Origin of the sequence: Pseudomonas abietaniphila, assembly GCF_039697315.1 — a bacterium.
GTDB classification, from domain to species: domain Bacteria; phylum Pseudomonadota; class Gammaproteobacteria; order Pseudomonadales; family Pseudomonadaceae; genus Aquipseudomonas; species Aquipseudomonas abietaniphila_B.
Genome location: NZ_CP155619.1, coordinates 5006886 through 5033174, shown reverse-complemented (window position 1 = coordinate 5033174; position 26289 = coordinate 5006886). Strand labels below are relative to the sequence as shown.

At 60.8% G+C, this 26289-nt stretch carries 25 protein-coding genes; 13 read left to right on the top strand and 12 right to left on the bottom strand.

Features of this window, described 5'->3' with window-relative positions; all coding sequences use genetic code 11:
• Positions 1–48: 48 nt before the first annotated feature.
• On the bottom strand, positions 49–942 hold the full coding sequence (locus ABDX87_RS22180; RefSeq protein ID WP_346829792.1) for a LysR family transcriptional regulator: 894 nt from the start codon (positions 940–942) through the stop codon (positions 49–51).
• Between the two features lie 132 nt (positions 943–1074).
• Between ABDX87_RS22180 and ABDX87_RS22175 the strand changes: the two genes are divergently transcribed.
• The 3 genes from ABDX87_RS22175 (at position 1075) to ABDX87_RS22165 (ending at position 4231) form a co-directional block, all read left to right on the top strand.
• Entirely contained in the window at positions 1075–1776 is a 702-nt protein-coding gene (locus ABDX87_RS22175) for a CoA transferase subunit A (protein WP_062390523.1), read from the top strand.
• Positions 1777–1862: 86 nt separating this feature from the next.
• A complete protein-coding gene (locus ABDX87_RS22170) occupies positions 1863–2519 on the top strand; it encodes a CoA transferase subunit B (RefSeq protein WP_346829791.1) in 657 nt (218 codons plus the stop codon).
• Positions 2520–2812: 293 nt separating this feature from the next.
• Entirely contained in the window at positions 2813–4231 is a 1419-nt protein-coding gene (locus ABDX87_RS22165; RefSeq protein ID WP_074758478.1) for a short-chain fatty acid transporter, read from the top strand.
• Between the two features lie 24 nt (positions 4232–4255).
• Here ABDX87_RS22165 and ABDX87_RS22160 read toward each other — a convergent pair whose 3' ends face one another.
• On the bottom strand, positions 4256–5149 hold the full coding sequence (locus ABDX87_RS22160; protein ID WP_346829790.1) for a LysR substrate-binding domain-containing protein: 894 nt from the start codon (positions 5147–5149) through the stop codon (positions 4256–4258).
• Between the two features lie 102 nt (positions 5150–5251).
• On the opposite strand from ABDX87_RS22160, the gene ABDX87_RS22155 reads away from it, so the two are divergent.
• The gene (locus tag ABDX87_RS22155; RefSeq protein WP_346829789.1) at positions 5252–6175 is read left to right on the top strand and encodes a DMT family transporter; all 924 of its coding nucleotides are present in this window, start codon (positions 5252–5254) and stop codon (positions 6173–6175) included.
• 208 nt (positions 6176–6383) lie between these two features.
• Here the strand turns inward: ABDX87_RS22155 and ABDX87_RS22150 are convergent, their stop codons facing one another.
• Positions 6384–6872, bottom strand: coding sequence for a MarR family winged helix-turn-helix transcriptional regulator (locus ABDX87_RS22150; RefSeq protein WP_346829788.1), 489 nt, complete (start codon positions 6870–6872; stop codon positions 6384–6386).
• 152 nt (positions 6873–7024) lie between these two features.
• Here ABDX87_RS22150 and ABDX87_RS22145 point away from each other — a divergent pair, with 152 nt between their 5' ends.
• Entirely contained in the window at positions 7025–8593 is a 1569-nt protein-coding gene (locus tag ABDX87_RS22145) for an MFS transporter (RefSeq protein ID WP_346829787.1), read from the top strand.
• 15 nt (positions 8594–8608) lie between these two features.
• Here ABDX87_RS22145 and ABDX87_RS22140 read toward each other — a convergent pair whose 3' ends face one another.
• A complete protein-coding gene (locus ABDX87_RS22140; protein WP_346829786.1) occupies positions 8609–9316 on the bottom strand; it encodes a CTP synthase C-terminal region-related (seleno)protein in 708 nt (235 codons plus the stop codon).
• 62 nt (positions 9317–9378) lie between these two features.
• Here ABDX87_RS22140 and ABDX87_RS22135 point away from each other — a divergent pair, with 62 nt between their 5' ends.
• On the top strand, positions 9379–10296 hold the full coding sequence (locus tag ABDX87_RS22135) for a LysR family transcriptional regulator (protein ID WP_346829785.1): 918 nt from the start codon (positions 9379–9381) through the stop codon (positions 10294–10296).
• A 26-nt stretch (positions 10297–10322) separates the two neighbouring features.
• Here the strand turns inward: ABDX87_RS22135 and ABDX87_RS22130 are convergent, their stop codons facing one another.
• On the bottom strand, positions 10323–11387 hold the full coding sequence (locus ABDX87_RS22130; RefSeq protein ID WP_346829784.1) for a LacI family DNA-binding transcriptional regulator: 1065 nt from the start codon (positions 11385–11387) through the stop codon (positions 10323–10325).
• A gap of 186 nt (positions 11388–11573) precedes the next feature.
• Here ABDX87_RS22130 and hisD point away from each other — a divergent pair, with 186 nt between their 5' ends.
• On the top strand, positions 11574–12881 hold the full coding sequence (gene hisD / locus ABDX87_RS22125; protein ID WP_346829783.1) for a histidinol dehydrogenase: 1308 nt from the start codon (positions 11574–11576) through the stop codon (positions 12879–12881).
• 139 nt (positions 12882–13020) lie between these two features.
• Positions 13021–14412, top strand: coding sequence for a GntP family permease (locus ABDX87_RS22120; RefSeq protein ID WP_346829782.1), 1392 nt, complete (start codon positions 13021–13023; stop codon positions 14410–14412).
• Here the strand turns inward: ABDX87_RS22120 and ABDX87_RS22115 are convergent.
• The 4 genes from ABDX87_RS22115 to ABDX87_RS22100 all read right to left on the bottom strand — a co-directional run bounded on the left by ABDX87_RS22115 (position 14409) and on the right by ABDX87_RS22100 (position 18220).
• Positions 14409–15317, bottom strand: coding sequence for a helix-turn-helix transcriptional regulator (locus ABDX87_RS22115; RefSeq protein ID WP_346829781.1), 909 nt, complete (start codon positions 15315–15317; stop codon positions 14409–14411). The genes ABDX87_RS22120 and ABDX87_RS22115 overlap by 4 nt on opposite strands.
• A gap of 115 nt (positions 15318–15432) precedes the next feature.
• Positions 15433–16122: a fumarylacetoacetate hydrolase family protein gene (locus ABDX87_RS22110; protein WP_346829780.1), complete on the bottom strand. Its 690-nt coding sequence runs from the start codon at positions 16120–16122 to the stop codon at positions 15433–15435.
• 329 nt (positions 16123–16451) lie between these two features.
• A complete protein-coding gene (locus tag ABDX87_RS22105; protein WP_346829779.1) occupies positions 16452–17216 on the bottom strand; it encodes an SDR family oxidoreductase in 765 nt (254 codons plus the stop codon).
• 68 nt (positions 17217–17284) lie between these two features.
• Complete coding sequence (locus ABDX87_RS22100; protein WP_346833590.1) at positions 17285–18220, bottom strand: 2-hydroxyacid dehydrogenase; 936 nt, start codon at positions 18218–18220, stop codon at positions 17285–17287.
• 300 nt (positions 18221–18520) lie between these two features.
• On the opposite strand from ABDX87_RS22100, the gene ABDX87_RS22095 reads away from it, so the two are divergent.
• Positions 18521–18922, top strand: a complete 402-nt coding sequence (locus ABDX87_RS22095; protein WP_346829778.1) for a DUF4160 domain-containing protein — start codon at positions 18521–18523, stop codon at positions 18920–18922.
• A complete protein-coding gene (locus ABDX87_RS22090) occupies positions 18919–19371 on the top strand; it encodes a DUF2442 domain-containing protein (protein ID WP_346829777.1) in 453 nt (150 codons plus the stop codon). Before ABDX87_RS22095 ends, ABDX87_RS22090 begins: the two co-directional genes overlap by 4 nt.
• 16 nt (positions 19372–19387) lie before the next feature.
• On the opposite strand, the gene ABDX87_RS22085 is transcribed toward ABDX87_RS22090, so the two are convergent.
• Positions 19388–20746: a sensor domain-containing protein gene (locus tag ABDX87_RS22085; RefSeq protein ID WP_346829776.1), complete on the bottom strand. Its 1359-nt coding sequence runs from the start codon at positions 20744–20746 to the stop codon at positions 19388–19390.
• 301 nt (positions 20747–21047) lie between these two features.
• On the opposite strand from ABDX87_RS22085, the gene ABDX87_RS22080 reads away from it, so the two are divergent.
• On the top strand, positions 21048–22175 hold the full coding sequence (locus tag ABDX87_RS22080; protein ID WP_431061268.1) for a glycerophosphodiester phosphodiesterase: 1128 nt from the start codon (positions 21048–21050) through the stop codon (positions 22173–22175).
• 199 nt (positions 22176–22374) lie between these two features.
• Here ABDX87_RS22080 and pyrF read toward each other — a convergent pair whose 3' ends face one another.
• Positions 22375–23073: an orotidine-5'-phosphate decarboxylase gene (pyrF, locus tag ABDX87_RS22075; RefSeq protein ID WP_167362124.1), complete on the bottom strand. Its 699-nt coding sequence runs from the start codon at positions 23071–23073 to the stop codon at positions 22375–22377.
• Positions 23074–23471: 398 nt separating this feature from the next.
• On the opposite strand from pyrF, the gene eat reads away from it, so the two are divergent.
• Positions 23472–24836, top strand: a complete 1365-nt coding sequence (gene eat / locus ABDX87_RS22070) for an ethanolamine permease (protein WP_346829774.1) — start codon at positions 23472–23474, stop codon at positions 24834–24836.
• 146 nt (positions 24837–24982) lie between these two features.
• Positions 24983–25150 carry a DUF2897 family protein gene (locus ABDX87_RS22065; RefSeq protein WP_074758439.1) on the top strand — a complete coding sequence of 56 codons (168 nt, stop codon included), beginning with the start codon at positions 24983–24985 and terminating at the stop codon, positions 25148–25150.
• Between the two features lie 40 nt (positions 25151–25190).
• On the opposite strand, the gene ABDX87_RS22060 is transcribed toward ABDX87_RS22065, so the two are convergent.
• Positions 25191–26021, bottom strand: a complete 831-nt coding sequence (locus tag ABDX87_RS22060; RefSeq protein ID WP_346829773.1) for a substrate-binding periplasmic protein — start codon at positions 26019–26021, stop codon at positions 25191–25193.
• Between the last annotated feature and the right edge of the window lie 268 nt (positions 26022–26289).

Genomic DNA, 26289 nt, shown 5'->3' with positions numbered 1-26289 from the left:
GAAACGACCTGTCATTCATCCATTCATCTAAATGAATGCTCACTTTGCCTAGCTAACATGTGTCTGCGCGCACTCGATCAACACATCCCGCAACGCCTGCGCCGCGGCCGACAACTTGTGATCGGCCAGGGTCATCAAACCGATTCGGCGCTCGATCCTCGGGCCTTCCAACGGCACGCACTGTGCGCCCAGTTCTTCCATCTGCTGAATGCACAACGACGGCACGGCGCTCACGCCCAACCCATTGGCGACCATGCGCCCAACCGTCGACAACTGATGGCTTTCGAAAGCAACCGACAGCTTGCCGTGCTGGGTCTGCAGGTCCTGCTCAAGCAAAAGACGCACGGCCGACGGCCGCTGCAGAGTTATGAAGTCATGGTGCAGCAGTTCGTCCCAGGTCACTTGCGCACGTCCGGCCAGCGGTGAATCCATCGGCACGACCGCGACAAACCGGTCCATGTAGAACGACGTAAAGGTCAGGTTATTGCTCGACTCGGGCTCAAACCCGATGCCGAGTTCGACCCGACGGTGATCGACCATTTCCAGCACCTGTTCGTTGATCACGTCATGCACCGCCACGTTGACCCGTGGATAGCGCTCGCGGAATACCTTGAGCGCGATGGGCAGCAGGTTGCCCGCGAACGACGGCATCGCAGCGACCGAGACCTTGCCCATTTGCAGCGTGAAGCGCTGACGCAACAGCTCTTCGGCGTTGTCCCAGTCGGCGAGCAGTTGCCGGGCCAGCGGCAGCAGCGCCTCGCCTTCCGGGGTCAGGCTCACATTGCGTGTGGTGCGTGCCAGCAACTGCCCACCCAGATCATCTTCCAGCGCCTTGATGGTGAGGCTCAGTGCGGGCTGGGACAGGTGCAGCCGCTCTCCGGCCTGAGCAAAACTCAAACATTGCGCCACCGCCAGAAACGCCCGAAGCTGCTTCACGTTCATATATTTGGTTTTCTTATCAATCTATGAAAAAAACAAAATTAACAAATCATTGGTGCAGAGAGAAGATGCAGCCAACGCTCTCTGACAGCCCGATTGTCAGACACAACTACAACGAAGCGGGGTCGCATCATCATGGCTGGACTCGACAAACGAGTGGCAACGTACGAAGAAGCCCTTGCCGGGCTGACTGACAACATGACTGTTCTGGCCGGTGGTTTCGGTCTGTGCGGTATCCCGGAAAACCTCATCGCGCAGATCAAGCGCATGGGCGTGAAAGGCCTGACAGTGGTTTCCAACAACTGCGGCGTCGACGGTTTCGGTCTGGGCGTCCTGCTCGAAGACCGCCAGATCCGCAAGATGATCTCTTCTTATGTTGGCGAAAACGCCCTGTTCGAACGCCAGTTGCTGAGCGGCGAACTCGAAGTCGAACTCACCCCGCAAGGCACCCTCGCTGAAAAACTGCGCGCAGGCGGTGCTGGCATTCCCGCGTTCTACACCGCTACCGGCTACGGCACACCGGTGGCCGAAGGCAAGGAAACCCGCCAGTTCAATGGCCGCAATGTGATCCTGGAGGAGGCCATCACCGGCGACTTCGCGATCGTCAAAGGCTGGAAAGCCGACCACTTCGGCAACGTGGTCTATCGCCATACCGCGCAGAACTTCAACCCGGTCGTCGCCACCGCAGGCAAGATCACCGTGGTGGAAGTCGAGGAAATCGTCGAGCCGGGCGTTTTGCTGCCGACCGAGATCCATACCCCTGGCATCTACGTGGATCGCGTGATCCTGGGCACGTTCGAGAAACGCATTGAGCAGCGCACGATCAAGAAATCCTGACGCGCCGAGTCGACTCGACACCCTCCACTGATTATTCCGCAGACGATCCTCGAGCCTGCCGGACACAATAAAAGAGACCCACGATCATGGCACTCTCCCGCGAACAAATGGCACAGCGCGTTGCCCGCGAACTGCAAGACGGTTTCTACGTGAACCTGGGTATCGGCATTCCGACCCTCGTCGCCAACTACGTACCCGACGGCATCGACGTGATGCTGCAATCGGAAAACGGCCTGCTCGGCATGGGTGAGTTTCCGACCGAAGCGACCATCGACGCCGACATGATCAACGCCGGCAAACAAACCGTGACCGCGCGCAAAGGCGCGTCGATCTTCTCCTCCGCCGAGTCCTTCGCCATGATCCGTGGCGGCCATGTCGACCTGACGGTGCTGGGCGCGTTCGAAGTCGACGTCGAGGGCAACATCGCGTCGTGGATGATTCCCGGCAAACTGGTGAAAGGCATGGGCGGCGCGATGGACCTGGTCGCGGGTGCCGACAACATCATCGTCACCATGACCCACGCGTCCAAGGACGGGGAATCCAAGTTGTTGTCGCGCTGCAGCCTGCCGCTGACCGGTGCCGGCTGCATCAAGAAAGTCCTGACCGACCTGGCCTACCTGGAAATCCAGGACGGCGCCTTTATCCTGCGCGAAACCGCACCGGGCGTGACCGTCGAAGAAATCATCGCCAAGACCGCCGGCAAACTGATCGTGCCGGACGATGTGGTCGAGATGAAGTTCTAAGAGACCTGAGCTGTCGCGTTCCCCTGTAGGAGCGCGCTTGCCCGCGATCAGCGCCCGTCCATACACCCACGCAGTGTCTGAACGATCGCTTCGCGGGCAAGCGCGCTCCTACAGGGTCCGCGTCCTCCACTACGCTCTTGATACACCCGCGTCACACCGTTGTGCCATTCTGCCTCTTCAGTCATGAAGGGGCTTTGCTGTATCTAGCGCCGAACCTTTTTTGCATCACTGCCAACACTAAAAACAGCTATTTCAAATAGCACCCGAACAATAACTCCAAGAGGTAAAACAACGTGGCCGCCGATATTGAAGAAAGCCGCTCCGCCCGATTTGCCCTGCGCTGCGCCAAATGGGCAGAACGCTGGTTCCCTGACTCGTGGGTGTTCGCCGCCCTTGCCGTGGTCATCGTCACCCTCGCAACGCTGGTCATCGGCGCTAAACCCGCCGACACCGCCAAGGCCTTTGGCGACGGTTTCTGGAGCCTGATCCCCTTCACCATGCAAATGGCCTTCGTGGTCATCGGCGGCTATGTCGTCGCCAGTTCGCCGCCTGCGGTCAAACTGATCGACCGTCTGGCGCGCATCCCGAAAAACGGCCGCTCAGCCGTGGCCTGGGTCGCCCTGATCTCCATGGTTGCTTCATTGCTGAACTGGGGCCTGTCGCTGGTGTTCGGCGGTCTGCTGGTACGTGCTCTGGCACGTCGCACGGACTTGAAGATGGACTATCGCGCGGCCGGTGCCGCCGCTTATCTGGGTCTGGGCGCGGTGTGGGCGCTGGGTCTGTCGTCGTCGGCTGCACAGCTGCAAGCCAACCCGGCCAGCCTGCCGCCATCCATCCTGGCGATCACCGGGATGATCCCGTTCACCCAGACCATCTTCCTGTGGCAATCCGGGGTGATGCTGCTGGCCCTGGTGGTGATTTCGATCATCGTCGCCTACGCCACCGCGCCGGGTCCGGCCAACGCCCGTGACGCCAAGGAATGCGGCGTCGATCCAGCGTTCAGCCTGCCGCCGCTGCCGCCGCGCACCCGTCCAGGCGAATGGCTGGAATACAGCCCGCTGCTGATCATCCTGATGGTCGTGCTGGCGTCCGGCTGGTTGTTCAACGAGTTCAGCACCAAACCTGCGATCACCGCGATTTCCGGCCTGAACACGTACAACTTTCTGTTCATCATGGTCGGCGCGCTGCTGCACTGGCGTCCGCGCAGCTTCCTGGATGCAGTGGCCCGCGCAGTGCCGACCACCACCGGCGTGCTGATTCAGTTCCCGTTGTACGGTTCGATTGCCGCGCTGCTGACCACGGTCAAGGGCGGTGACGCGCAGACCGTCGCGCACCACATCTCGCTGTTCTTCACCAGCATCGCTTCCCACGACACCTACGCGCTGCTGATGGGCGTGTACTCGGCGATCCTCGGCTTCTTCATTCCTTCCGGTGGCGGCAAGTGGATCATCGAAGCACCGTACGTGATGCAAGTCGCCAACGACCTGAAATATCACCTGGGCTGGGCGGTGCAGATCTACAACGCCGCCGAGGCGCTGCCGAACCTGATCAACCCGTTCTACATGCTGCCGCTGCTGGGCGTACTGGGCCTGAAAGCGCGCGACCTGATCGGTTTCTCATTCGTGCAGTTGCTGGTGCACACGCCACTGGTGCTGTTCCTGCTGTGGGCGCTGGGCACCACGTTGGCGTACATCCCGCCGGTCATGCCGTAAACGCTGAGAGCGAGGGTCGTCCGTTCACTTCGACGCGTCTCTCGCCTCCTCCATCAACCAGACCTTCAGCGCCCGAACCGTCGGGCGCAGAATCGAATGTTTGGGCTGCACCAGGTAATACCCCTTCGACAGCGGCAGACGCTGCTCGAAGGGTTCAATCAGCGCCCCGCTCGCCACTTCCTCCTGGGTCAGCCATTCGCTGGTGATGACCACGCCCTGATTCCGCCGCGCCGCTTCAATGGCCATCAATGACTGGTCAAAGTGGATGCCGGGAATGTCCCGTCCTTCCTGTTCGTCGATTACGGCAAAGCGCTGCAACCACTCTGGCCAGTTCGGGTGCAGGGTGTTGTGCAGCAAGGTCGCACGTCGCAGGTCGCTCGGGCTGTTCAAACCGTGCTGCTCGGCGTAGGCGGGGCTGCAATAGACGCGGGCGTCGTCCTGATGCAGCAACTCAACGTCCAGCTCAGGCGCATGCCCGTCGAAGTGCCGGATCGCCAGATCGACCCGCTCGCTGCTGAAATCGGCCAATGTGGTCGACGAACTCAGGTGCAGCGCGACCGCAGGATGGCGCTCCAGAAACCCGGCCATGCGCCGCGCAAACCATTTGGCGGCCAGACTGGGCGGCATGTTCAGCCAGACATTGTTGTTATGGCGGTCGCGCAACGCATGACTGGCATTAATGATCTGCAGAAGCGATGGCTGAATCTGCGACCAGTACGCCTGAGCGTCGGGCGTGGGCTGAATCTGTCGGATCTGCCGTGTGAACAGGGCGACGCCCAGCCATTGCTCCAGATTCCGGATCTGTTGTCCCACGGCACCGGGCGTAACGTTCAGTTCATCTGCCGCCAGAGAAAAACTGTTCAATCGCATGGCGGCATCGAAGCAGAGCAAGGCTTTAAGCGGCGGAGATGTTTTCATGATGTTGTTTTTCTATTTCATTCCACAGAGATGATGATTTGTAACGAATCCTGCCGCCACGCACAATCGCCCTCCCACCCTTAATACGGCTGAAGACCCCCCATGAAAAACATCGCCTACTTTGCCTTCGCCCTCCTCGGGCTGATCTGGGGCACCAACTTCATGTTCATGAAGTGGGCGGTGGAGTGGATTTCTCCCGCGCAGATCGTGCTGCTGCGTTCGTTCTTCGGCTTTCTGCCGATCCTGATCTATGCGCTGGCGACCCGCGCGTTGAGCTGGCGGCATGTCCGTTATATCCATCACTTTCTGGTCATGGCGCTGCTGGCTACGGCGATTTATTACTACTTGTATGCCCAAGGCACCACGCTGCTGCTGTCGAGCGTCGCGGGTCTGTTGAGCGGCGTCATTCCGCTGTTCACCTTTGGTTGTGCGTTTCTGTTTTTGCGTGAAGAGAAGCTGAATGCACGCATGACGATGGGTGTGCTGCTGGGTTTTGTCGGCGTGCTGTTGATCGCGCGGCCTTGGGCCACCGGTGATGCGGCGATTTCAGTGCAGGGCGTGATGTACATGATGCTTGGCTCGCTGAGCATCGGTTGCTCATTCGTCTACGCCAAACGTTTCCTGACCGGGCTGAACATTTCGCCGGTGGCGCTGTGCACCTACCAGATCGGTCTGGCGCTGTTGATTCTGTTGTTGGTCACCGACAAGACCGGCATGCAGCACATCACCGAAAGTCCGAAGGCGATGATCGGGGTGTCCCTTGGATTGGGTCTGTCGGGAACCGGGGTGGCGTACATTCTTTATTACTTCATCGTTGAACGGCTCGGTGCGGTGGTCGCGGCTTCTGCGACGTACATTCCGCCGGTGGTTGCGCTGTTGATCGGGATTTTCGTGGCAGGTGAGCCGGTGCATGCGTTGGATGTCGTGGCGATTGCGGCGATTCTGGGTGGGGTGTTTGTGTTGCAAAGCGGGCGGCGGGTGGCGGCTCGGGAGGTTCCAGTGAGGGCTGTCGCTGCGGCTGACTGATCGGGTATCGCCATTTTTGGTGATGCTGATATTTATGGTTCTGCCTAACGGCAGAAGCGTTCCGCCTTCGGCTTTGCGCGATCTGGGGCCGGGACGCCTGTCACGGGTGCGACACAAAACCTGTGGGAGTTAGCTTGCTGACGAATGCGAGGCGGCATTCAGCGTTGATGTAGCGTATGTGCCGCATTCTTGAGCAAAAGTTCTTACTTCACGCTTCATCCACCCCTTCATATTCCCCCGCTGCAACGTCAATCAGTGCCTTGCGCAATGCCAGGGCTTGTTCATGGCCGTAGCCTTTCTCGAAGCTGGCCTGGGCTTGTTCCCACAGGGGTTGGGTTTCGAGCAGTTTGTTCATGCCGGCCTGGGTCAGGCTCACGCGTCGGCTGCGTTTGTCGGCGGGGTCTACGGTGACTGACAACCAGCCTTCGCGTTCAAGGGGTTTGAGGTTCTGCGCCAGCGCTGAGCGGTCGATGACCAGGATCGCCGCCAGCTCCGACAGGCTGGTGACCTGGCTGCGGGCGATCTGCATCAGGATCGAACGCTGGGTGGAGCGCAGCCCGGAAGGCGCGAGCAGCGCGTCGTAGAGCAGCGTGATACGGCGCGTGGCCTTGCGCAGGTGGGTGGCGTGACAAACCACACTCGGCGGAATGTGCAGCCCTTCCGGGACCGTCGCTGCCTTGTTGTGCACGTTACTCATCTTGCCTCCTCCGAGGACGTTGCGCGCAGGCCGGTCCGGCGCCTGCGGTCCATTGATGAAAATAAGCCTTGACCGATACTGGCATATACCCACAAATTGAAATAGGAGCATATACCTCTAATTCATTTTCCGCTCACCCTCGAGACGTAGCCATGAACACCGAACACGTTTCTCCTGCAGGCTTGCAGCGATTTCTGATCCTGCTGTGCGTGTCGATCCCCTCGTTCATGATCAACCTGGACTCCAACATTGTTGCGGTTTCTCTGTCGTCCATCGCGCAGTCCTTGCACGCCGACTTCGCCGATATCGAATGGGTGATCAGCGCCTACACACTGACTTTCGCCTCATGCGTCATGCCGGCCGGCGCGCTCGCGGACCGCTATGGTCGCAAACGCATGCTGGTGATCGGTCTGGCGGTGTTCACCCTTGCCTCGCTGATCTGTGGTGCAGCGGGCAGTGTCGCACTGCTTAACGGCGCCCGAGCCCTGCAAGGCGTCGGTGCGGCGATCTTGCTGAGCTCGGCGCTGGCGACCCTGTCGCACACGTTTCGCGGTCCGCATCGGGCGCGGGCTTTTGCGTTCTGGGGCTCGGTGATCGGCATCGCCACGTCACTGGGCCCTGTCGTGGGCGGCTTCATCACGCAGCACTTCGGCTGGCAATGGGTGTTTTACATCAACGGCCCGATCGGCGTCGCCATGATTGCGCTGACGTTGTACGCCGTGAAGGAATCCAGCGATCCCCACGCGCGCAACGTCGATCTACCGGGCTCGATCACGTTCTGCAGCAGCCTGTTCCTGATCACGCTGGCGTTGATTACCGGCAACCACGCAGGGTGGACCAGCCCGCAGATTCTCATCGAGTTCGCCAGCTCCGCCGTACTGTTCGCCCTGTTTCTCGTCGTGGAACTCAAGCAGCAACGTCCGATGCTCGACCTGAGTTTCTTCCGACGCCCGACTTACATTGGCGCCAATATCGCGGGGCTGGCCTACGCCTCGGCGTTGCTGACGATGTTCACGTATCTGCCGATTTATTTTCAGAGCGGTCTTGGGCTCAGCCCGCAAAAGGCCGGGTTGTTGATGCTGCCCATCGCGGTGCCGTTGTTTGTGGTCCCACGCATCGTGGCCAGCTACCTGACCCACCGTTACAGCGGCCGCGCGTTGCTGACCTTCGGCCTGGCGACCATCGGCGTCGGCCTGCTGTGGCTGGGCGCCCACGCGTTGAGTTTCGATTACGCCTCGATGGTGGCCGGCCTGCTGATCGCCGGTATCGGCGCAGGCATCCTCAATGGCGAAACCGCCAAGGTGAGCATGTCGGTGATCCCGCCAGAACGTGCCGGGATGGCCTCGGGAATTTCAGGAACGGTGCGTTTCACCGGCATTGTGGTGGGGTTTGCGGCGCTGGGGGCGATTCTGTTTTCTCGGGTGTCGGCGACGCTGGCGAGCGGTTTGCCGGCCGACTCCGCGATTGACCCGGTGTCCTTGACCCGCAGCATCGCAGCGGGCGACCTGTCGGGCGGCCCCATGGCAGCGTCAAACGGCATCGACCTGCACGGGTTGGCGTTGCACAGTTTCGGCAGCGGGTACCAGGCCATCCTCTGGGTCGGAGCAGGCATCGCGCTGACCGCGTCCTTGCTGGCCTGGTTGCTGGTACGCAGCGTCGACACCGCGCCGACGCCGCGTCACATCGAGACTCCCGACGCTGTGGTGCCTCAGGCGGAATAACAGCCACGGACCTGTTCAGTTTGCCGTGGCACACGCCTGCACAAATGCCCGGACCAGCGGCGGTGTGTCACCTTGCAACGCCGCGCGCTCGGGTTGAAACAGGGTGGCGACGAAGAACGGATGCCCCTGCAGTTCCATCGCGCGCACTTCATCTTCATCATCGTATCCACTGACCTTCAGCGGCCCTGCAAATACCTCTGCTTCGAGCTCCTTTCTCAGCCCATAACGGCAGCGATAACGCTCTTGGGTGTGCAACGCGCCATACGCCTCGGCTATCCGCGAACCCGCCAAGAGACGAATCGGCGCGAACGCTTCGACCAGCGAACAACTGAGCGGCGTGATGATTGCCCTCGCCGAATCCGGCGCTGTCTCGGCGTGCTCGGCGTCGGACCAGCCGAGGTAATTGCGCGCGTACTCCAGCAACGCGTGCTGAAAGCCGCCACACGTGCCCAGAAACGGCACCTGGTTTTCGCGGGCGTAACGTATGGCCGTCAGCGCGCCGTTCATGTCGCGATAGGGGCTGGCCGGGACGCACCAGATCCCGTCGAACGCTTGAAGCCCGGCCCCCTCACCCACCTCCGGCGTCGGCAACCAGTGAAACTCGACCACGATACCGGTCTCGCCTGCCACCCTGTCCAGCGCCACCGGAATCGCCTGATGCGCGGGTACGCCCTCGTCATAGTCACCCACCAACGCAATGCGGATGTCGTGCTTCTGCTTCATACCTGCTCCCTGATATCGAAACGCTTTGCGATAGGTCCGGGCGGGACTATAAGCTTGTCGCCGTGCAATCAACATTGGCGTTCAAGCAAGTGATCAATGCAGCCGTGCAATATCGAATCAACTACGCCGACCTCGCCCTGATCCTCGCGCTGGTGCGCGGCAGAACGCTGGCGCGCGCCGCCGAACAGCTCAAGGTAGATGTGTCGACGGTGTTTCGCTCGGTGCGTCGGCTGGAGGCGTCGGTCGGCACCTCGCTGTTTGAAAAAAGCCGTGCCGGGTATCAACCCACCAGTGCAGCGATAGCCCTTTCTCAGCAGGCAGAAAGTGCGGAACAGGCATTGGCCCTGGCGCAGATCAGTCTTGAGCAGGGCCAGCAGATCGTTAGCGGGACGGTGCGTCTGACGTGTACCGAGGCGGTCCTGCAAAGCCTGCTGCTGCCCGCGTTACGCCGTTTCATGCCGGACTATCCGGGGCTGAAACTGGAGCTGAACACCTCAAGCACCTTCGCCAATCTGAGCCGCCGCGACGCGGACATCGCCCTGCGCCTGACCAACACGCCGCCGGAGCATCTGGTCGGCACGCGCCTGGGCACGGTGTCGTACCACGTCTGCGCCAGCGAGGAATACCTGCGACGCGTCGGACAGCTCGAAATTGAACACATGCACTGGATTGCACCGGACGACTTCCTTCCCGACCATCCCACCGTCACCTGGCGACGCCAGCAATGGCCTCGGGTGAACCTGGCCTATCGCTGCAGCTCGATGTTGGCGGTTGCGCAACTGGTGCGCGCCGGGATGGGTGTCGCGGCGCTGCCCGACTTCATGCTGCGCGAAGGCGAACTCAGGCGACTGGGCGAGCCGCTCGCAGGCTACGACACCGCGCTGTGGCTGCTGACGCGTCCGGATTGCCGGGCATTGCGCTGCGTGTCGGCACTGTTCAGCGAATTGACCCGAAACCTCACCCTGACCTCAATCGACTGAGCGGCCAGGCGGGACGCGGGATCGAATCAAGGCTGCCAGATACGCTCGCCATCGACCTCGACAATCCCGCTCGCGGGCAGCCTTGCGGTCTGGCGCACGATCATTCTGCCCGGCACGATTTCCTGGATAGCCGATGTACCGGGATCCGCCAGTTGGGCACAAATGATGTTCACCGCGCGTCCGATCATTTCGGCCAAGGGCTGCTCAAACGTCGTCAGCCCGAAGATCGGCCATTGTCCTTGCGGCAAGTCATCAAAGCCGACGATGGACACATCCCTGCCCGGTTGCATGCGCAGCTCGTGGCAGACGTTGATCGCGGCCAGCGCCATCAGATCGTTGGCACAGAAAATCGCGTCGGGCGGTGCATCCTGCGCCAACAAACGTCGGGTCGCGGTGATGGCCCCGTCGAAGGTGTAATCCCCGACCTCGCGCAGCGGCAGCGGCTTGCCGTGCTCTTGCAGATACCCGTTGAAACCCGCTTCGCGGTCACGGTTGGTGGACGAGCTTTGCTTGCCGGCAATGAACGCCAGGCGCTCGTGCCCGCCTGCGAGCAGGAAGCGTGCAATGGTGCGGCTGCCGGTGATGTTGTCGCTGGTCACGCTGGACACCGAGGTGCTGCCGTTGGTGCGGTTGAACAACACAACCGGCAAGCCGATGGTTCGGCATTCTTCAGCAAAACGTGAAGACAGACTGGCGGATACCAGGACCAGACCGTCGACCTGATAACGCAGGATTTCTTCCAGCACCGGGTCGGAGTCTTCGTTATTGGCCATGGAGAACAGCAGGATGCGGTAGCCGAGTTGTTCGAACGCCGCCGAGAGCGATTCCAGCACCCGCGCATAAAACGGGTTGGCCATGCCGGGGATGGCCACGCCGATCAGGTTGGAGCGCCGTGTGATCAGCGAGCGCGCCACCAGATTGGGCCGGTAACCGAGGCTGGCCGCAGCCTCCTCCACCTTGCGTCGGGTGTCGGGGGAAACGCTGGCGCCCTTGGTAAACGTGCGTGAGACCGCCGACTGGGAAACCCCCGCCAGCCGGGCCACATCGTGGGCCGTGACCGGACGCCGCCCTCGCTCCATGTTCTCTGACATATCGCCTTAACCGCCGAAAAAAAATGATCATACCTGCCAATCGGTTATCCCACAGCCCGCACATGAAATTCACCCGACTTCTGCCGAGGGGGTTTGCAATCTGAGAATCATCCATTACCATCGATGCTATTGCATACGTATGCAAAACTCCATCACCCAATAAAAACAACCTCCCAGGAGAACACCGTGGCTAAGTGGCTCAAACAAGGCGCCGAAGCAGAAGTCATCAAATCCGCTGCCCGTGAAGTGCGCGACACTGTCGAAAACCTGTTGGCCGACATCGAAGCGCGCGGCGATGCCGCCGTTCGTGAACTGGCGATTCGCTTCGACAAGATGGACCGTGAGGACTACCGCCTCAGCGACGCCGAGATCCAGGCGTGCATGAATCAGCTCAGTGATCGCGACCTCAAGGACATCGAGTTCGCCCAGACCCAGGTGCGCAACTTCGCCCAGCATCAGCGCAACTCCATGGTCGACGTCGAAGTGGAAACCCTCCCGGGCGTGATCCTGGGCCACAAGCACATCCCGGTGAACGCCGCGGGCTGCTACGTGCCTGGCGGCAAATATCCGCTGCTGGCCTCGGCGCACATGTCGGTGATCACCGCCAAGGTCGCGGGCGTTCCACGCATCATCACGTGCGCCCCGCCATTCCTGGGCAAGCCGGCACCGGCGATCGTCGCCGCGCAACACATGGCCGGCGCCAACGAAATCTATTGCCTGGGCGGCATCCAGGCGATCGGCGCGATGGCGCTGGGCACCAAATCCATTGCTCAGGTGGACATGCTGGTCGGCCCGGGCAACGCTTTTGTCGCCGAAGCCAAGCGTCAGTTGTTCGGCCGTGTGGGCATCGACCTGTTCGCCGGGCCGACCGAGACACTGGTGATCGCCGATGAAAGCGTTGACGGCGAACTCTGCGCCACCGACCTGCTGGGTCAGGCCGAACATGGCCCGGACTCTCCGGCCATTCTCCTGACCACGTCGGAAAAACTGGCCCGCGAAACCATGGCCGAAATCGAACGCCTGCTGCAGATCCTGCCGACTGCCGACATCGCGCGCCGCGCATGGGAAAGCTTCGGTGAAGTGATCGTTGCCGACGATCAACAAGAAATGCTCGAGATCGCCAACGAACTGGCCTTCGAGCACGTGCAGGTCATGACCCAGGACCCGGACTTCTTCCTCAAACACATGCGCAACTTCGGCGCGCTGTTCCTGGGTCCGCGCACCAACGTCTCGTTCGGCGACAAGGTAATCGGTACCAACCACACCCTGCCGACCAAGAAAGCGGCGCGATACACCGGCGGTCTGTGGGTCGGCAAATTCATCAAGACCTGCACCTATCAAAAGGTCACCACCGACGAAGCCTCCTCGATGATCGGTGAGTACTGCTCGCGCCTGTGCGCCCTGGAAGGCTTCGCCGGGCATGGCGAGCAAGCCAACATCCGCGTGCGTCGCTATGGCCATAAGGACGTGCCGTACGCCGGCGCTGCCCAGTAAGAAATCGCGTTCTTTGCGGGACAGGACGGGCGGGAAACCGCGCGTCCGACAATAAAAACAATCAACCGACTGCGAGCCATCGTCGAACCCCATTCGGGTCCAGCGATGGCTCGCCGTACCGCTTCGAAAGGATGTCCTCATGAGTGTTGTCATCGCCGTTCTGGCGTTGTGCGTTCTGATGCTGGCTGCGTACCGGGGTTACAGCGTCATCATCTTCGCGCCACTGGCCGCCCTGGGTGCCGTGTTGCTGACCGACCCCACCGCCGTGGCGCCGGTGTTCAGCGACCTGTTCATGGACAAGATGGTCGGCTTCATCAAGCTGTACTTTCCGGTGTTTTTGCTGGGCGCGGTGTTCGGCAAGTTGATCGAGCTGTCGGGTTTCTCGCGCTCCATCGTCAAATCGGTCATCGGCCTGCTGGGGAGCAGTCAGGTGATCCTGGTCATCGTGCTGGTCTGCGCCTTGCTGACCTACGGCGGGGTCTCGCTGTTCGTGGTGGTGTTCGCGGTCTATCCGTTCGCCGCCGAGATGTTCCGTCAGGGCAATATCCCCAAACGGTTGATGCCCGCGACCATCGCGCTGGGCGCGTTCACCTTCACCATGGACGCGATGCCAGGCACGCCACAGATCCAGAACATCATCCCGACCACCTTCTTCGGCACCAATTCCTGGGCCGCACCGTCGCTTGGCCTAACGGGTTCGCTGTTCGTGTTGGTGTGCGGCATGCTGTATCTGGAGCATCAGCGACGCAAAGCCGCTCGTGCTGGCGAAGGCTACGGCACGAACCTGCGCAACGAGCCGGAAACGCCTGAAGAGATCGCGTTGCCCAACCCGTTGATCGCCCTGTTGCCGCTGGTGTTGGTCGGGGTGATGAACCTGCTGTTCACGAAATGGATTCCGGGCTGGTATGGCGGCTCCTACGGCATTCACCTGCCGGGGCTGAAAGCGCCGATTCAGACCGACGTTGCCAAGCTGACCGCCATCTGGGCGGTACAAGCCGCGTTGCTGGTGGGCATCATCACGGTGCTGGTGTTCTCCTTCCGCACCGTGGCCAGCAAACTGGCCGACGGCAGCAAGACCGCCGTGGGCGGGGCGATGCTGGCGACGCTGAACACCGCCTCGGAATACGGGTTCGGCGCGGTGATTGCTGCGTTGCCAGGTTTTCTGGTGGTGGTCGACGGGCTGAAGGCGATTCCCAACCCGCTGATCAATCAGGCGATCACGATCAATATCCTGGCGGGGATCACCGGCTCGTCTTCGGGCGGGATGAGCATCGCGCTGGCGGCCATGTCCGACACCTTTATTGCCGCTGCGAATGCCGCGCACATCCCGATGGAAGTGATGCACAGGGTCGCGTCGATGGCAGCGGGCGGCATGGACACCCTGCCGCACAATGGCGCCGTGATCACGTTGCTGGCCGTCACCGGCCTGACCCACCGCGAGGCCTACAAGGACATCTTCGGCATGACGATCTTCAAGGTGCTGGCGGCGTTCTTCGTGATTGGCGTGTATTACACGACCGGCCTGGTTTAACGCTTGGCGGCCTGCTCCCGCCGGAATTGCCCCGGCGGGACACCATGGGCCTTGCGGAAACGCCGGGAAAAGTACGCTTCATCGGCGAATCCGCAGATCTCGGCGATGTGGCTCAAGGGTTTCTGGCTGTTCATCAGGTGCGTGCGCGCCAGGCGCATGCGCCGCTCCAGCACCAGTTCCGAGAACGTACTGCCCGTCTCCTTGCGCAGCAGGTGCGTCAGGTAGTTCGGCGACAAGAAGGCTGCCGCTGCCGCGTCGGTCAGGGTCATGGCCGGATCAGCGATGTGCGCGCGGATGTATTCCATCACCCGGCCCATCGCATCGCGGCGCCCTCTTCGCTCGGCCTTGTTGGCCGACAAGCCCAGCAACTGAGGCTCGAACAGGTTGCAGACCGTGCCGATCAGTTGCAGCAGGTAACCCCGCAAAATAGAACCTGACCCGAGCTGCCGCGTCTGGTCCGCTTCGCGCATTCGTTCCAGCAGCGCGGTCACCTGCGCGAACTCGGCGTCCTCGAGGATGAAATCCAGATGCTCCTGAAAGCGAAACGGCGCCAGCTCCGGTGCCTCGGTGAGGGAGACATCTTCCAGGTCCATCGGATCGCATTGCAGGTGATGCAGCAAAAATTCCTGAGAGAAATTGATCAGCACGAAGTTGCCGTCTTCAGGGTGCGGAATCACGTGCAGCCGGTGCGGCAGGATAAACGCGAGGGTGTTGCGCGGAAACGGCCGGATGGCACCGCCGATATGCTGCACGGTGTCGCCGCCAAGATTGATCTGGATCTGGAAGTATTCGTGACGATGGGGTGATGTCAGGGCGGGACGAGCAGACTTGTCACGGATGTAGAAATCCATCCGGTCGCTGCGCTGTTGCATGCCATAGGTCTGGATGCGGGACGGGTTGGCCATCGCTTAAACACCTGAAATTACCTGGTTCGATCTGGCGCATGTTAGGGCAACAGCAGCCGTCGAACCAAGGGATTATCAGGGCGCTCAGTGCGTGTGGACGATGCCTGATCGCGGATTAAACGAGGGTCACGGTCAGCTCGGCAATGCCTTCGATGCCCGCCGTCACCACATCACCACGCTGCAGCGCACCGACGCCTGCCGGTGTGCCGGTGTAGATCAAGTCACCGGCTTTGACGCCGACCGATTGCGACAGGTACGCAATCACGTCCTTGACCGCCCAGATCTGATCGGCAAGATCACCACGCTGGCGGCTTTCGCCGTTCACGTCCAGCCAGATCGAACCTCTGTCCGGGTGGCCGATCTTGCTGACTGGCAGCAGCGCAGTGGCGGGTGCCGAGGCGTCGAAGGCCTTGGCCCACTCCCATGGGCGACCCATTTTTTTCGCCTGCGCCTGAAGGTCGCGGCGAGTCAGGTCCAGCCCGACGCCGTAGCCCCAGACGTGGCTCAAGGCATCTTCCGGCTGGATGTCCACGCCGTCCTTGCCAATCGCAACGACCAGTTCGATCTCGTGGTGCAGGTCCTGGGTCAGCGGCGGGTAAGCAATGTTGCCTTCAGCCGGCACGACCGCGTCAGCAGGCTTCATAAAGAAAAACGGTGGCTCGCGATCAGGGTCATGGCCCATTTCGCGGGCGTGTTCGGAGTAGTTACGGCCGACGCAAAAGACGCGGCGGATCGGAAAACGGCTGGCAGTGCCCGCGACAGCCAGCGATGGCGTGGTGACTGGCGCAATAACGAATTCGCTCATGGTCATGTCCTCGATTGAAGGTGGATCGACATGACCACAGTGTGTGCGAAGAACCACGGGCAGAGTTGGACAGATCCCATGGGGTTTTGGACGAAACAACGCAGTCGTATCAATGGCGTCTTTCTGCAGGCGCGCTTGCCCGCCGACCTCTTGATTGTTCCCACGCTCCTCGTGGTAACGCCGTGAATGACGCTCCGCGTCACCCCGGACACAGATCGGAACACGTTCAAGCCCAGACCGCAGACCTGCGTCGGCAAAGGCGCCCGAGTTGGCTGCCGGTTCCCGGCAGATCGCGGGCAAGCGCGCGCCTACAGGTCTTAGTCAACCAATCATCCGCGCCCAACGAACGGCATGCTGCTGGCCATCACGGTCATGTTCAGCACGTTCGCCGACAACGGCAGACTCGCCATATAGCTGACGGCGTCCGCCACGTGCTGTACGTTCATCGTCGGTTCCACTTGCAGCTCGCCATCGGCCTGCAAGACGCCCTTGGTCATGCGATCCGTCATTTCAGTCAAGGCGTTGCCGATGTCGATCTGTCCGCAGGCGATATTGTACTGACGACCGTCCAGCGACGTGCTCTTGGTCAGGCCCAGCACCGCGTGTTTGCTGGAGGTATACGGCGAGCTGAATAGCCGCGGCGTGTGCGCCGAGATTGAGCCGTTGTTGATGATTCGCCCGCCTTGCGGCACCTGCCGGCGCATCAGGCCAAACGCGGCACGCACACAGAGGAACATGCCGGTGACGTTGGTATCGATCACGTTTTTCCACTGTTCGACCGTCAACTCGTCCATTGGCACCGCAGGCGCACCGATACCGGCGTTGTTGAACGAAACGTCCAGTCGCCCGAACGTGCTTTCAATCTGCGCGAACAGCGCCTCGACACTGGCCGCATCACGCACATCGGTCGACACCGCCAACGCCTGCTGTCCTGCGGCTTTCGCCTGCTCGGCCAGCTCGACCAATGGCTCCAGCCGACGCCCTGCCAGCACCACGGCGTAACCGTCCTTGAGCAACTGCAGCGCGACCGCGCGGCCGATACCACTTCCAGCGCCGGTGACCAGCGCGACTTTCAGGGCAGACGATGAAGACATGTGGGTTTCCTTTTCTTGTTAGAGGGGATCCGTTGCCCCCGCCATCACGCGGGGGGCTATTGGTTGGGTCAGCTGTGCACCGGAGTCAGCACCGGCTGGCCGGCATAAAACGCCAGCAGGTTGTCGGCAACCAGCTGCACAGTGCCCCGCGAGGCCTCCGGCGACAGGCCCGCGACATGCGGGGTCAGCACGACGTTGTTGAGGGTTTTCAGCGCGTCGGGCACCTGGGGTTCGTCGTCGAACACGTCCAGTGCCGCGCCGGCCAGACGGCCGTGCTGCAAGGCATCGATCAAGGCCTCGGTGTCCACCACACTGGCCCGCGCGATGTTCAGCAGAAAACCGTCCGCGCCCAACGCTTCAATGGCGGCTTTGTCGATCAAATGCCGCGTTCCGGCACCGCCCGGGGTTGCCACAATCAGAAAGTCGGACTCGGCGGCCAGCGCCAGCGGCGTTGCACAGTAGTGAAAATCGACGTCCGCCCGTGGCGAACGGCTGTGGTAATTGATCTGCATGTCGAAGCCCAGCGCCCGTTTGGCAATCGCCATCCCCACTGCGCCCAGGCCCAAAATACCGAGGCGTTTGTTCGCAAACGACGGCCGCGTGACCTTGCGCCACTCGCTGCGGCGTACCGATGCATCGGCTTGAGGGATATCGCGTACCAACGACAGCAGCAACGCCATCGCATGATCGGCCACGCTCGGCGCGTTCACTCCGGCGCCATTGGTCACCGTAATGCCGCGCGCTTCGGCGGCCAACAGATCGACCTGCTCATAACCCGCACCAATCACACAAATGATGCCCAGCTTGGGCAGCGCCGCGATCTCATCAGCCGTAAAACCCAACGGGCCGCGCGTCAACACCGCATCAATCTCACCCCCGCGCGTCGCCACCGCCTCCGCCCGCGTCGCAGGCGTCGGCGCCAGAATCAAACGAAACCCGCTCTCCTCCAGAATCGGCAAGTACTCGTTCACGCTTTCAACCAACACCAGCACCGTCTTCGTCATCATCACACCGTCGCGGAAAATTCGATGGGACAGACAGTAGCGTGAGTTAGAGCGGTTGTGCAGAGACAAAAATGAAAATGCATCCGCAGACGTATCGGACTGAACGCCATCAGGGTCAAATTTTGTTGCAGCTCAATCGTGGCTCGGGTTCCGGATTTACGTTCAACTTCCGCCCCGTGTAGGCGATTTCTGAAACGCGGGTTGAGCGCGCGGACCCAGTCGCAAAGTCTGACGTCGGGGCGTAGACTCAAAACCTAACGGATGGGTTATTGAATGAGAGTATGCAGTCATAGGGGATATGTGATCGCGGTTCTGACGCGCAATGAACATTGCCCTCCCCATGTTCATGTGGGGACGAGGGAGTGGGATGCTCGATTCCTGTTCAGTTTCTGGCACAACGGTATTCGCCTCTGGGACGTGATCCCGGCAAAAAATGAACCGTGCTCGCGGGTTCTTGAAGAACTCCGTCAGATCATCAAGCGCCGGTCGAACTTGCGCAAGGCGCGCGAGTACTGGTGGCGCAGCCGAAAGACACTGTGTCTTGAAAATCAGGCGTGGGACCTTGAGTCTGGAGAGGTCGTAGCACCCCGCCATGATCGGTTGGGCACCACCCCGATTCTGTCAGCCCTGTTTGATGTTCAGACTTACGCAACGAAATTGCGTCTGGCGGGATACCCCGCACCGCTGGAGATCGAATTATGAAGCCGGTTAAAGCCCGAGAGCATGCAGACGAAGTCGTTACACCTGAAGCGCTGACCAGGGCGATCAGCTCGGGACGCAAGCGCTCGCAGTGCGTGTTGTGTGCGAGCACAGTGAAATTTCTGGCCGAACTGAACGCGTTGGCGATCGGTTTTGCTGACGGGACCGCCCTTCTACTGCCCGTCGACAAATACCCGGAGTTGAATCGCCTTGCCGCCGAAGAACTCAGCCAGATCGACTTGGGCTATGCGGGTGGCGCCTTATGCCTGGAACATCGGGATCTGCACATTTCAATCGCTGGGCTGGTGTTGGCCAGCGAATCATTGATGACGATGGCAGCCAGCGTTATTGCAGCGCGAAATGGAGGACGCAGCAGCGAGGCGAAGATCAATGCGTCAAAGGCCAATGGTTTGAAAGGCGGCCGTCCGCGCGAGATCACTACGCCTTCCTAGCCATTGCCGCAAATGCTCACCCCTGAAAACGATTCCCACCAGACTTCTTCGCGCTGTACATCGCCTCATCGGCATGGCGGAAGAGTTGCGCAAGGTCGGTGGCGTTTTCGGGGTAGTTGGCAATGCCGATGCTGGGCAGGATCTGCCAGTCATGTCCCTTGAGGACCATGGGCACGTTGAGGGTCTTGCAGATTTTTTCCGCCACCTTGCCGGAATCCTCGGTGCTGTTGACCCGGTCGAGCAGTATCACGAATTCATCACCGCCGATGCGCGCCACGGTATCGGTTTCGCGCACGCATTGTTTCAAGCGATGGGCCACTTCCTGGAGCAGCAGATCGCCTGCAGCGTGACCGAGGGTGTCGTTGACCTGTTTGAATTTGTCCAGATCCAGATAGAGCAACGCCAGACGTCCTTTGCTGGTCTTCGCCCGCTCCAGTGATTGCAGCAGGCGTTCCTGCAACAGCATCCGGTTGGGCAGCTGGGTCAACTGGTCGTACTGGGCCATGCTCTTGAGTCGGTCATACAGCTGCTTGCGTTCAATGGCGGCCGCCACCTGGGTCGACACGAATTGCAGCAGTTCCTTGTCGCGTTCACTGTACTGCGGACAGTCAGGATGACTCTTGACCAGCAGCGCCCCAATGATGCCGTGTTGTGTCTCCAGCGGCGCCGCGAGCCAGGAAAGGCCGTCATTACCCTGCATCTGCCTCAGGTAATCAGGGACGGCATGACCGCTGCCGTGGGAATCGCAGACAGGCGCCATCAGCATGGTCCGCCCCGTTCCGACGATTTCAGTCGCCAGTGCATCGGCCATCGGATGCGCCAGGGTCGGATCGAGCTCGTCGACGCGATAGGGAAAATTCAGCAACCCGCTGTATTTGTCGAGCAGGGCGACGAAAAAGTTGCGCGCGGGCAGCAAGTCGCCGATGACACAGTGAATCTCTTTGAACAGCGCAGGCAGATCGCTGGCCACATGGGCGGCTTCGGAAATGCGGAACAGCGCCGTTCGCATGGACTCCGAGCGTTTGCGTTCGGTGATGTCCCGGGCGACGGCGATACGCAACTGGTCGGCCTCCGACCAGCGTGCCGACCACATGATGTGCACCACCCGGCCGTCTTTACGCACATAACGGTTCTCAAAACCAACATTTGGCTGGCCCGACATGATCTCGCTGGCGGCAGCGAGCGTGAGCTCCCGGTCCTCGGGATGGACCAGTTCGATCATCTTGCGACCGATCAGCTCATGGGGGTGGTAACCGAAAATCCGTTCAGAGGCAGCACTGACAAAAACGAACTGGCCTTGCGCGTCCACCACGCAGATGGCATCCAACAACAGGTCGACAAAACCCGTCAGTGCCGCGTATGTGTTTGTTTCCATGCGAGAAAAGCCACCTGCCAAGTAAAACGGTCATGCACCTGACGATTTAGCGTCATGAAAAATCCTGAAACTCGTCGTCATAGTGCCCAAACGCCCTGCGTTCGGCTATGAGCCGAATGAACAGACCCTCATAACGACCGCTCGTTTCCAGCAGCGACACGCCGGTTGCCGGCACAAGACAATGCTGTTTAAGGTCTGAGCGATGCGTCTGGATAAACAGTAGCGGCAAACACGCCGGTACGCGCTGCGGTGGTTCACACCGCCTCATGAATGAATCATGCACAAAAGGAACGTCATCACCATGCTCAAAGGAATTTCCAGAACGTTGGGCACCGCCGCGCTGGCCGGTGTCATGCTGTCTTCAGGGTTTGCCATGGCCGCTAACGAACCCGGCAAGGCGCTCGCCGCCAAAATCGGCGTGCCATGGCCGGCCGTCATTGCGCATCGCGGTGCGTCGTTCAATGCGCCGGAAGAAACCATTCCTTCCTATACCCTCGCCCGCGAACTGGGTGCCGACTATCTGGAAATGGACATCCAGCGCACCAAGGACGGCGTGCTGATCGCCTTGCACGACGACACCCTCGAGCGGACCACCAACGTCGCCGACGTGTTTCCAGGCCGGGCAAAAGACCCGTTGAGCAGCTTTACCCTGGAAGAGATCAAGCGTCTGGATGCAGGCTCCTGGTTCAACAAGACCCACCCTGACCGCGCGCGCGCCAGCTACGCAGGCCTGAAAATACTGACGCTGGACGAGGTGATCGACATTGCCGAAGGCGGCAAGAACAAGCCCGGTCTGTACATCGAGACCAAAGTGCCGGCGCAGTTTCCCGGCATCGAAGAAGACTTGAAGAAAAAGCTGGAACAACGCGGCTGGCTGAGTCAGCGCCCCGCGGCGGAAAAAGGGCACGTGAACGTGGCACACATGCCGGGTCGGGTGATTTTGCAAACGTTCGAGAAACCGAGCCTGGAACTGCTGCAAAAAGCCATGCCGAACACGCCGAAAATCCTCTTGCTGTGGCTGGGCGACGGCTACATCCAGGCGGCGTCTGACAAGACCTTCAAGGATTCGGGCGCCAAAGACAAAGCCAGCTTCTATGCGACTCAGCAAGTGAAGTCCAAGGAAGAGTTCGCGGCGTGGATGGATTGGGCAAAAGCCCACGGCGCCATCGGCACCGGCCCTGCGTCGGCCTTGAAAAACGGTGGCGACCAGAGCTACATGGATCTGGTGCAACCGTGGATGAACAAGATGGCCCACGATCGCGGCCTGATCATTCACCCGTACACCGTGGATGACGCGGTAGACTTCAAGGCAATCAGCCAGCGCGGCGTCGATGGCTTCTTCACCAACCGGGCGTCGGAACTGTTGAAGTTCTACGGACGGCCGTCGAAAGAAAGCATCGATTCAATCTTGAAGCGGATCGGGTACTAGGCATCTCACAAAAGTGTCACTGGCTGAACCCAAAATCTGCGGGATCTTTCCCACGCTCTGCGTGGGAAAGCCTGCCGGGACGGTCCGCGTCAACGTTGACGCAGAGCGTCAGTCGCTGCGTTACCACGCGGAGCGTGGGGACGATCAGAACACCCTACAAACCGGCGCCTACAGGCTTTCAACCTAGCGCCGGTTGGCGTTACGCCAGCTCCGCAACCACCGCGGCCAGCGCTTTCGCCGGATCGGCCGCCTGGCTGATCGGACGGCCGATGACCAGGTAATCAGAACCGGCATCCAGCGCCTGACGCGGCGTCAGAATGCGGCGCTGGTCATCCTGCGCACTGCCAGCAGGACGAATGCCCGGCGTCACCAGTTGCAACGATGGGTGTGCGGTTTTCAGTGCCTGGGCTTCCAGCGCCGAGCACACCAACCCGTCCATGCCGGCCTTCTCGGCCAGCGCCGCCAGACGCAACACCTGCTCTTGCGGCTCGATGTCCAGACCGATCGCCGCGAGGTCTTCGCGTTCCATGCTGGTCAGTACGGTCACACCGATCAGCAACGGTTTCGGCCCGCTGCGCTGATCCAGCACATCACGACAAGCGGCCATCATGCGCAGGCCACCGGAGCAGTGCACGTTGACCATCCACACGCCCATCTCGGCAGCGGCCTTGACCGCCATCGCCGTGGTGTTGGGGATGTCATGGAATTTGAGGTCCAGAAACACTTCGAAGCCCTTGCTGTTCAAGGTTTCGACGATGCCCGACGCACTGCTGGTGAACAATTCCTTGCCCACTTTGACCCGACACAGCTTGGGGTCCAGCTGATCAGCCAGTTTCAACGCGGCTTCGCGGGTCGGAAAATCCAGGGCGACGATGATAGGGGTCTGGCAGGCGGACATGAGCGGGTTCTCTGGCAAGTCGAAATCGGCGCGCATTGTAGCCGATCATCCCGGGGGACGGGACCCGGTGATCGGTAAATGGTACTCGGGCAGCGCACGGATAACGCCTGTGGGAGCGAATTCATTCGCGATGGGCCAACCCGGTCACTATGGATTCGCGGTACGGAAAATCTTTCGCGAATGAATTCACCCTGACAAGGAAGACCGCATTGGCCGTGCCACATTCTGTCTCCCCGCACCCGCCACTGCGCACCCATCGGGCACGATCGCCTCTGAATCGCCGAACAAGCATCCTGTATACGACCCAAATAGAAGCATTACGACATACCTGCCCACCGCTGGCACGACCACTGCAGCGCGCTCTGTCCCGATGATCCAATCAATCCAGGGAGTGACGCATGAATACGCAACTGAAGCCCACGCTGGGCACGCTGCATTTGTGGGGGATCGCTGTCGGTCTGGTGATTTCCGGTGAGTATTTCGGCTGGAGTTACGGCTGGGGAGTGGCCGGAACGCTGGGCTTCTTGCTGACGTCGCTGATGGTCGCGGCGATGTACACCTGCTTCATCTTCAGTTTCACCGAACTGACCACCGCGATCCCCCATGCGGGCGGTCCGTTCGCCTACAGTCGCCGGGCGTTTGGCGAGAAAGGCGGGTTGATCGCCGGGCTCGCCACGCTGATCGAATTCGTCTTCGCCCCGCCCGCCATTGCACTGGCGATTGGCGCTTACCTCAATGTGCAGTTCCCGGCGCTGGATCCGAAACACGCCGCGGTCGGCGCGTACATCGTGTTCATGGCCCTGAATATTCTGGGCGTGAAACTGGCCGCAACCTTCGAGCTGGTGGTCTGCGTCCTCGCGGTGCTGGAACTGCTGGTGTTCATGGGCGTGGTTGCCCCTGCGTTCAGCTTCAGCAACTTCGCACTCAACGGCTGGGCCGGCTCGGACACCTTCGGCGCGCCCGCGATTGCCGGGATGTTCGCGGCAATCCCGTTCGCCATCTGGTTCTTCCTCGCCATCGAAGGCGCCGCCATGGCGGCAGAAGAAGCCAAGGACCCCAAGCGCACGATTCCCAAGGCCTACATCAGCGGGATCATCACCCTGGTCTTGCTGGCAATGGGCGTGATGTTCTTTGCCGGCGGCGTCGGCGACTGGAAAGCCCTGTCGAACATCAACGACCCGTTGCCTCAGGCGATGAAAGCGGTGGTCGGCGAAAGCTCTGGCTGGCTGCACATGCTGGTGTGGATCGGCCTGTTCGGGCTGGTCGCCAGTTTCCACGGCATCATTCTGGGCTATTCGCGGCAGTTCTTCGCCCTCGCCCGCGCCGGCTACTTGCCCGCGTCGCTGGCTAAACTGTCGCGTTTCCAGACCCCGCACCGCGCGATCATCGCGGGCGGCCTGATCGGTATCGCGGCGATTTACAGCGACGGCCTGATCAACCTCAGTGGCATGACCCTCACCGCCGCGATGATCACCATGGCCGTGTTCGGCGCCATCGTCATGTACATCATGAGCATGTTGAGCCTGTTCAAGCTGCGCAAGACCGAACCGCTGCTGGAGCGCACCTTCCGCGCTCCGGGCTATCCGATCGTGCCGGGGATCGCATTGGTGCTCGCGGTGGTCTGCCTGATTGCCATGGCCTGGTTCAACGCCCTCATCGGCCTGATCTTTTTGGCATTCATGGTGGTGGGCTTCATCTATTTCGGCCTGACCGAAGGCGCCCGCTCGGCGGCGCCGGCCGACTCGATGCTGACCGGAATCTGAAGCACCCCCGGACACCGTGCAGACGTCGGCAAGCCGGCGCCTGCAAAGGTGCCCTGACCTATACCTCGCGGACCGGACGTCTCCTACAATTGAACCACTGGGCAGCGCCGTTGCTCAAAGCGGTATCACAAGAAGGAGAGAGCCTCATGCCCTGGTACGCCTGGTTAATTCTGGTTATTGCAATCGGCTCGATCGTCGGTGGTTTGCTGATGCTCAAGGATTCAGCGAAAAAACTGCCCCTGACCGAAGAACAACTCAAGCGCGTCCACGAGCGCAACGCTGAAATGGACGCCAAGGAAGCGCGCGACCGCTGACACTCGCGGGCAGTGAACACTCACTGCCCGCCTGCCACCCTCAGTCCCGGCTATCACCCTCATCCAGCGCAATGGCGTGATGGCTCGCCTGCGGCGTCACGGCAATCCGGAACGGCTGGAAGATCTTGAACATCTGCCCGTTCTCGCGCAGTTGCCGAAGCAATTCACCGAACTTCTCCCCGGTGATCGGCGCGTTGGGCCTTAACAGCGCGAAGTGCCGATACACCTGATCCACGCGGTCCGACACCAGAAACTGATCGGCGTCGGCGGGGTTACCGGCCAGAAACGTACTCAGATAGGATCGGGTGACCAACGCAATGTCCGCCCGGTCCCGTAGCACCATGAGCAGGTTGCTGTCGTGGGAATAGGTCAAAGTGGCGTTGTAGTTCTCTGCCAGGAACCTGGGGTCGGCGTTGAAGTGGGCGAAGGCGTAGTGATACCCGCTGAACAGCGCCAGGCGCTTGCCGTGCAGGTCATCGAAATAGTTTTGCGAGCGACCCTGAGCGCGATGCGCGACGAAGATTTCGGCGTCCTCCAGCCCCATGTCGACATCCTCGTGAGGGATGTCTTTCCAGCCCCAGGCGGGGTTCTCGAAAATCGCCATGTCAAAGCGAGCCTGTTGGAAATCGCGGAAACGGCGTGGAATCGACGTCGGGACCATTTCAAACCGGTAGTCGCTTTGCATGGCATTCAGCGCACTGATCATTTGCGGCAGCAAGCCAGTGTCCTCACCGCGCTCGGGGCGAATCGTGTACGGCGGAAAGTGCGCCGCGCCAATCCGCACCACCTGTGCCGCGCCCGCTTGCCAGGCCCACAGCGTCGTGGTTGCCAACAGCAGCGTTTTAATAGCCATCCGCACTGGCGTAGACATCAAGACAAAGCACCTCTGGCGAATCGGATTACGTAAGCTATGCGTTTGCGAACAATTAGACAACGGTCAAACAACGTCAAAACCGGCTTTATTCACAACCCGAATCTTTCAGTCACTGTCGCGGCGCAATTTATGCCGACCCCGTCGGCCAGGCAAGCGTTTCACCGCAGGTCCGCTCAGCCGGCACGATAAAAAACAGCGCCCCGGCAAACCATCGTCCCTCATTCGAGTCCCATGTCTCAGTCATGGGCGCGTTCGGCGGTTGGAC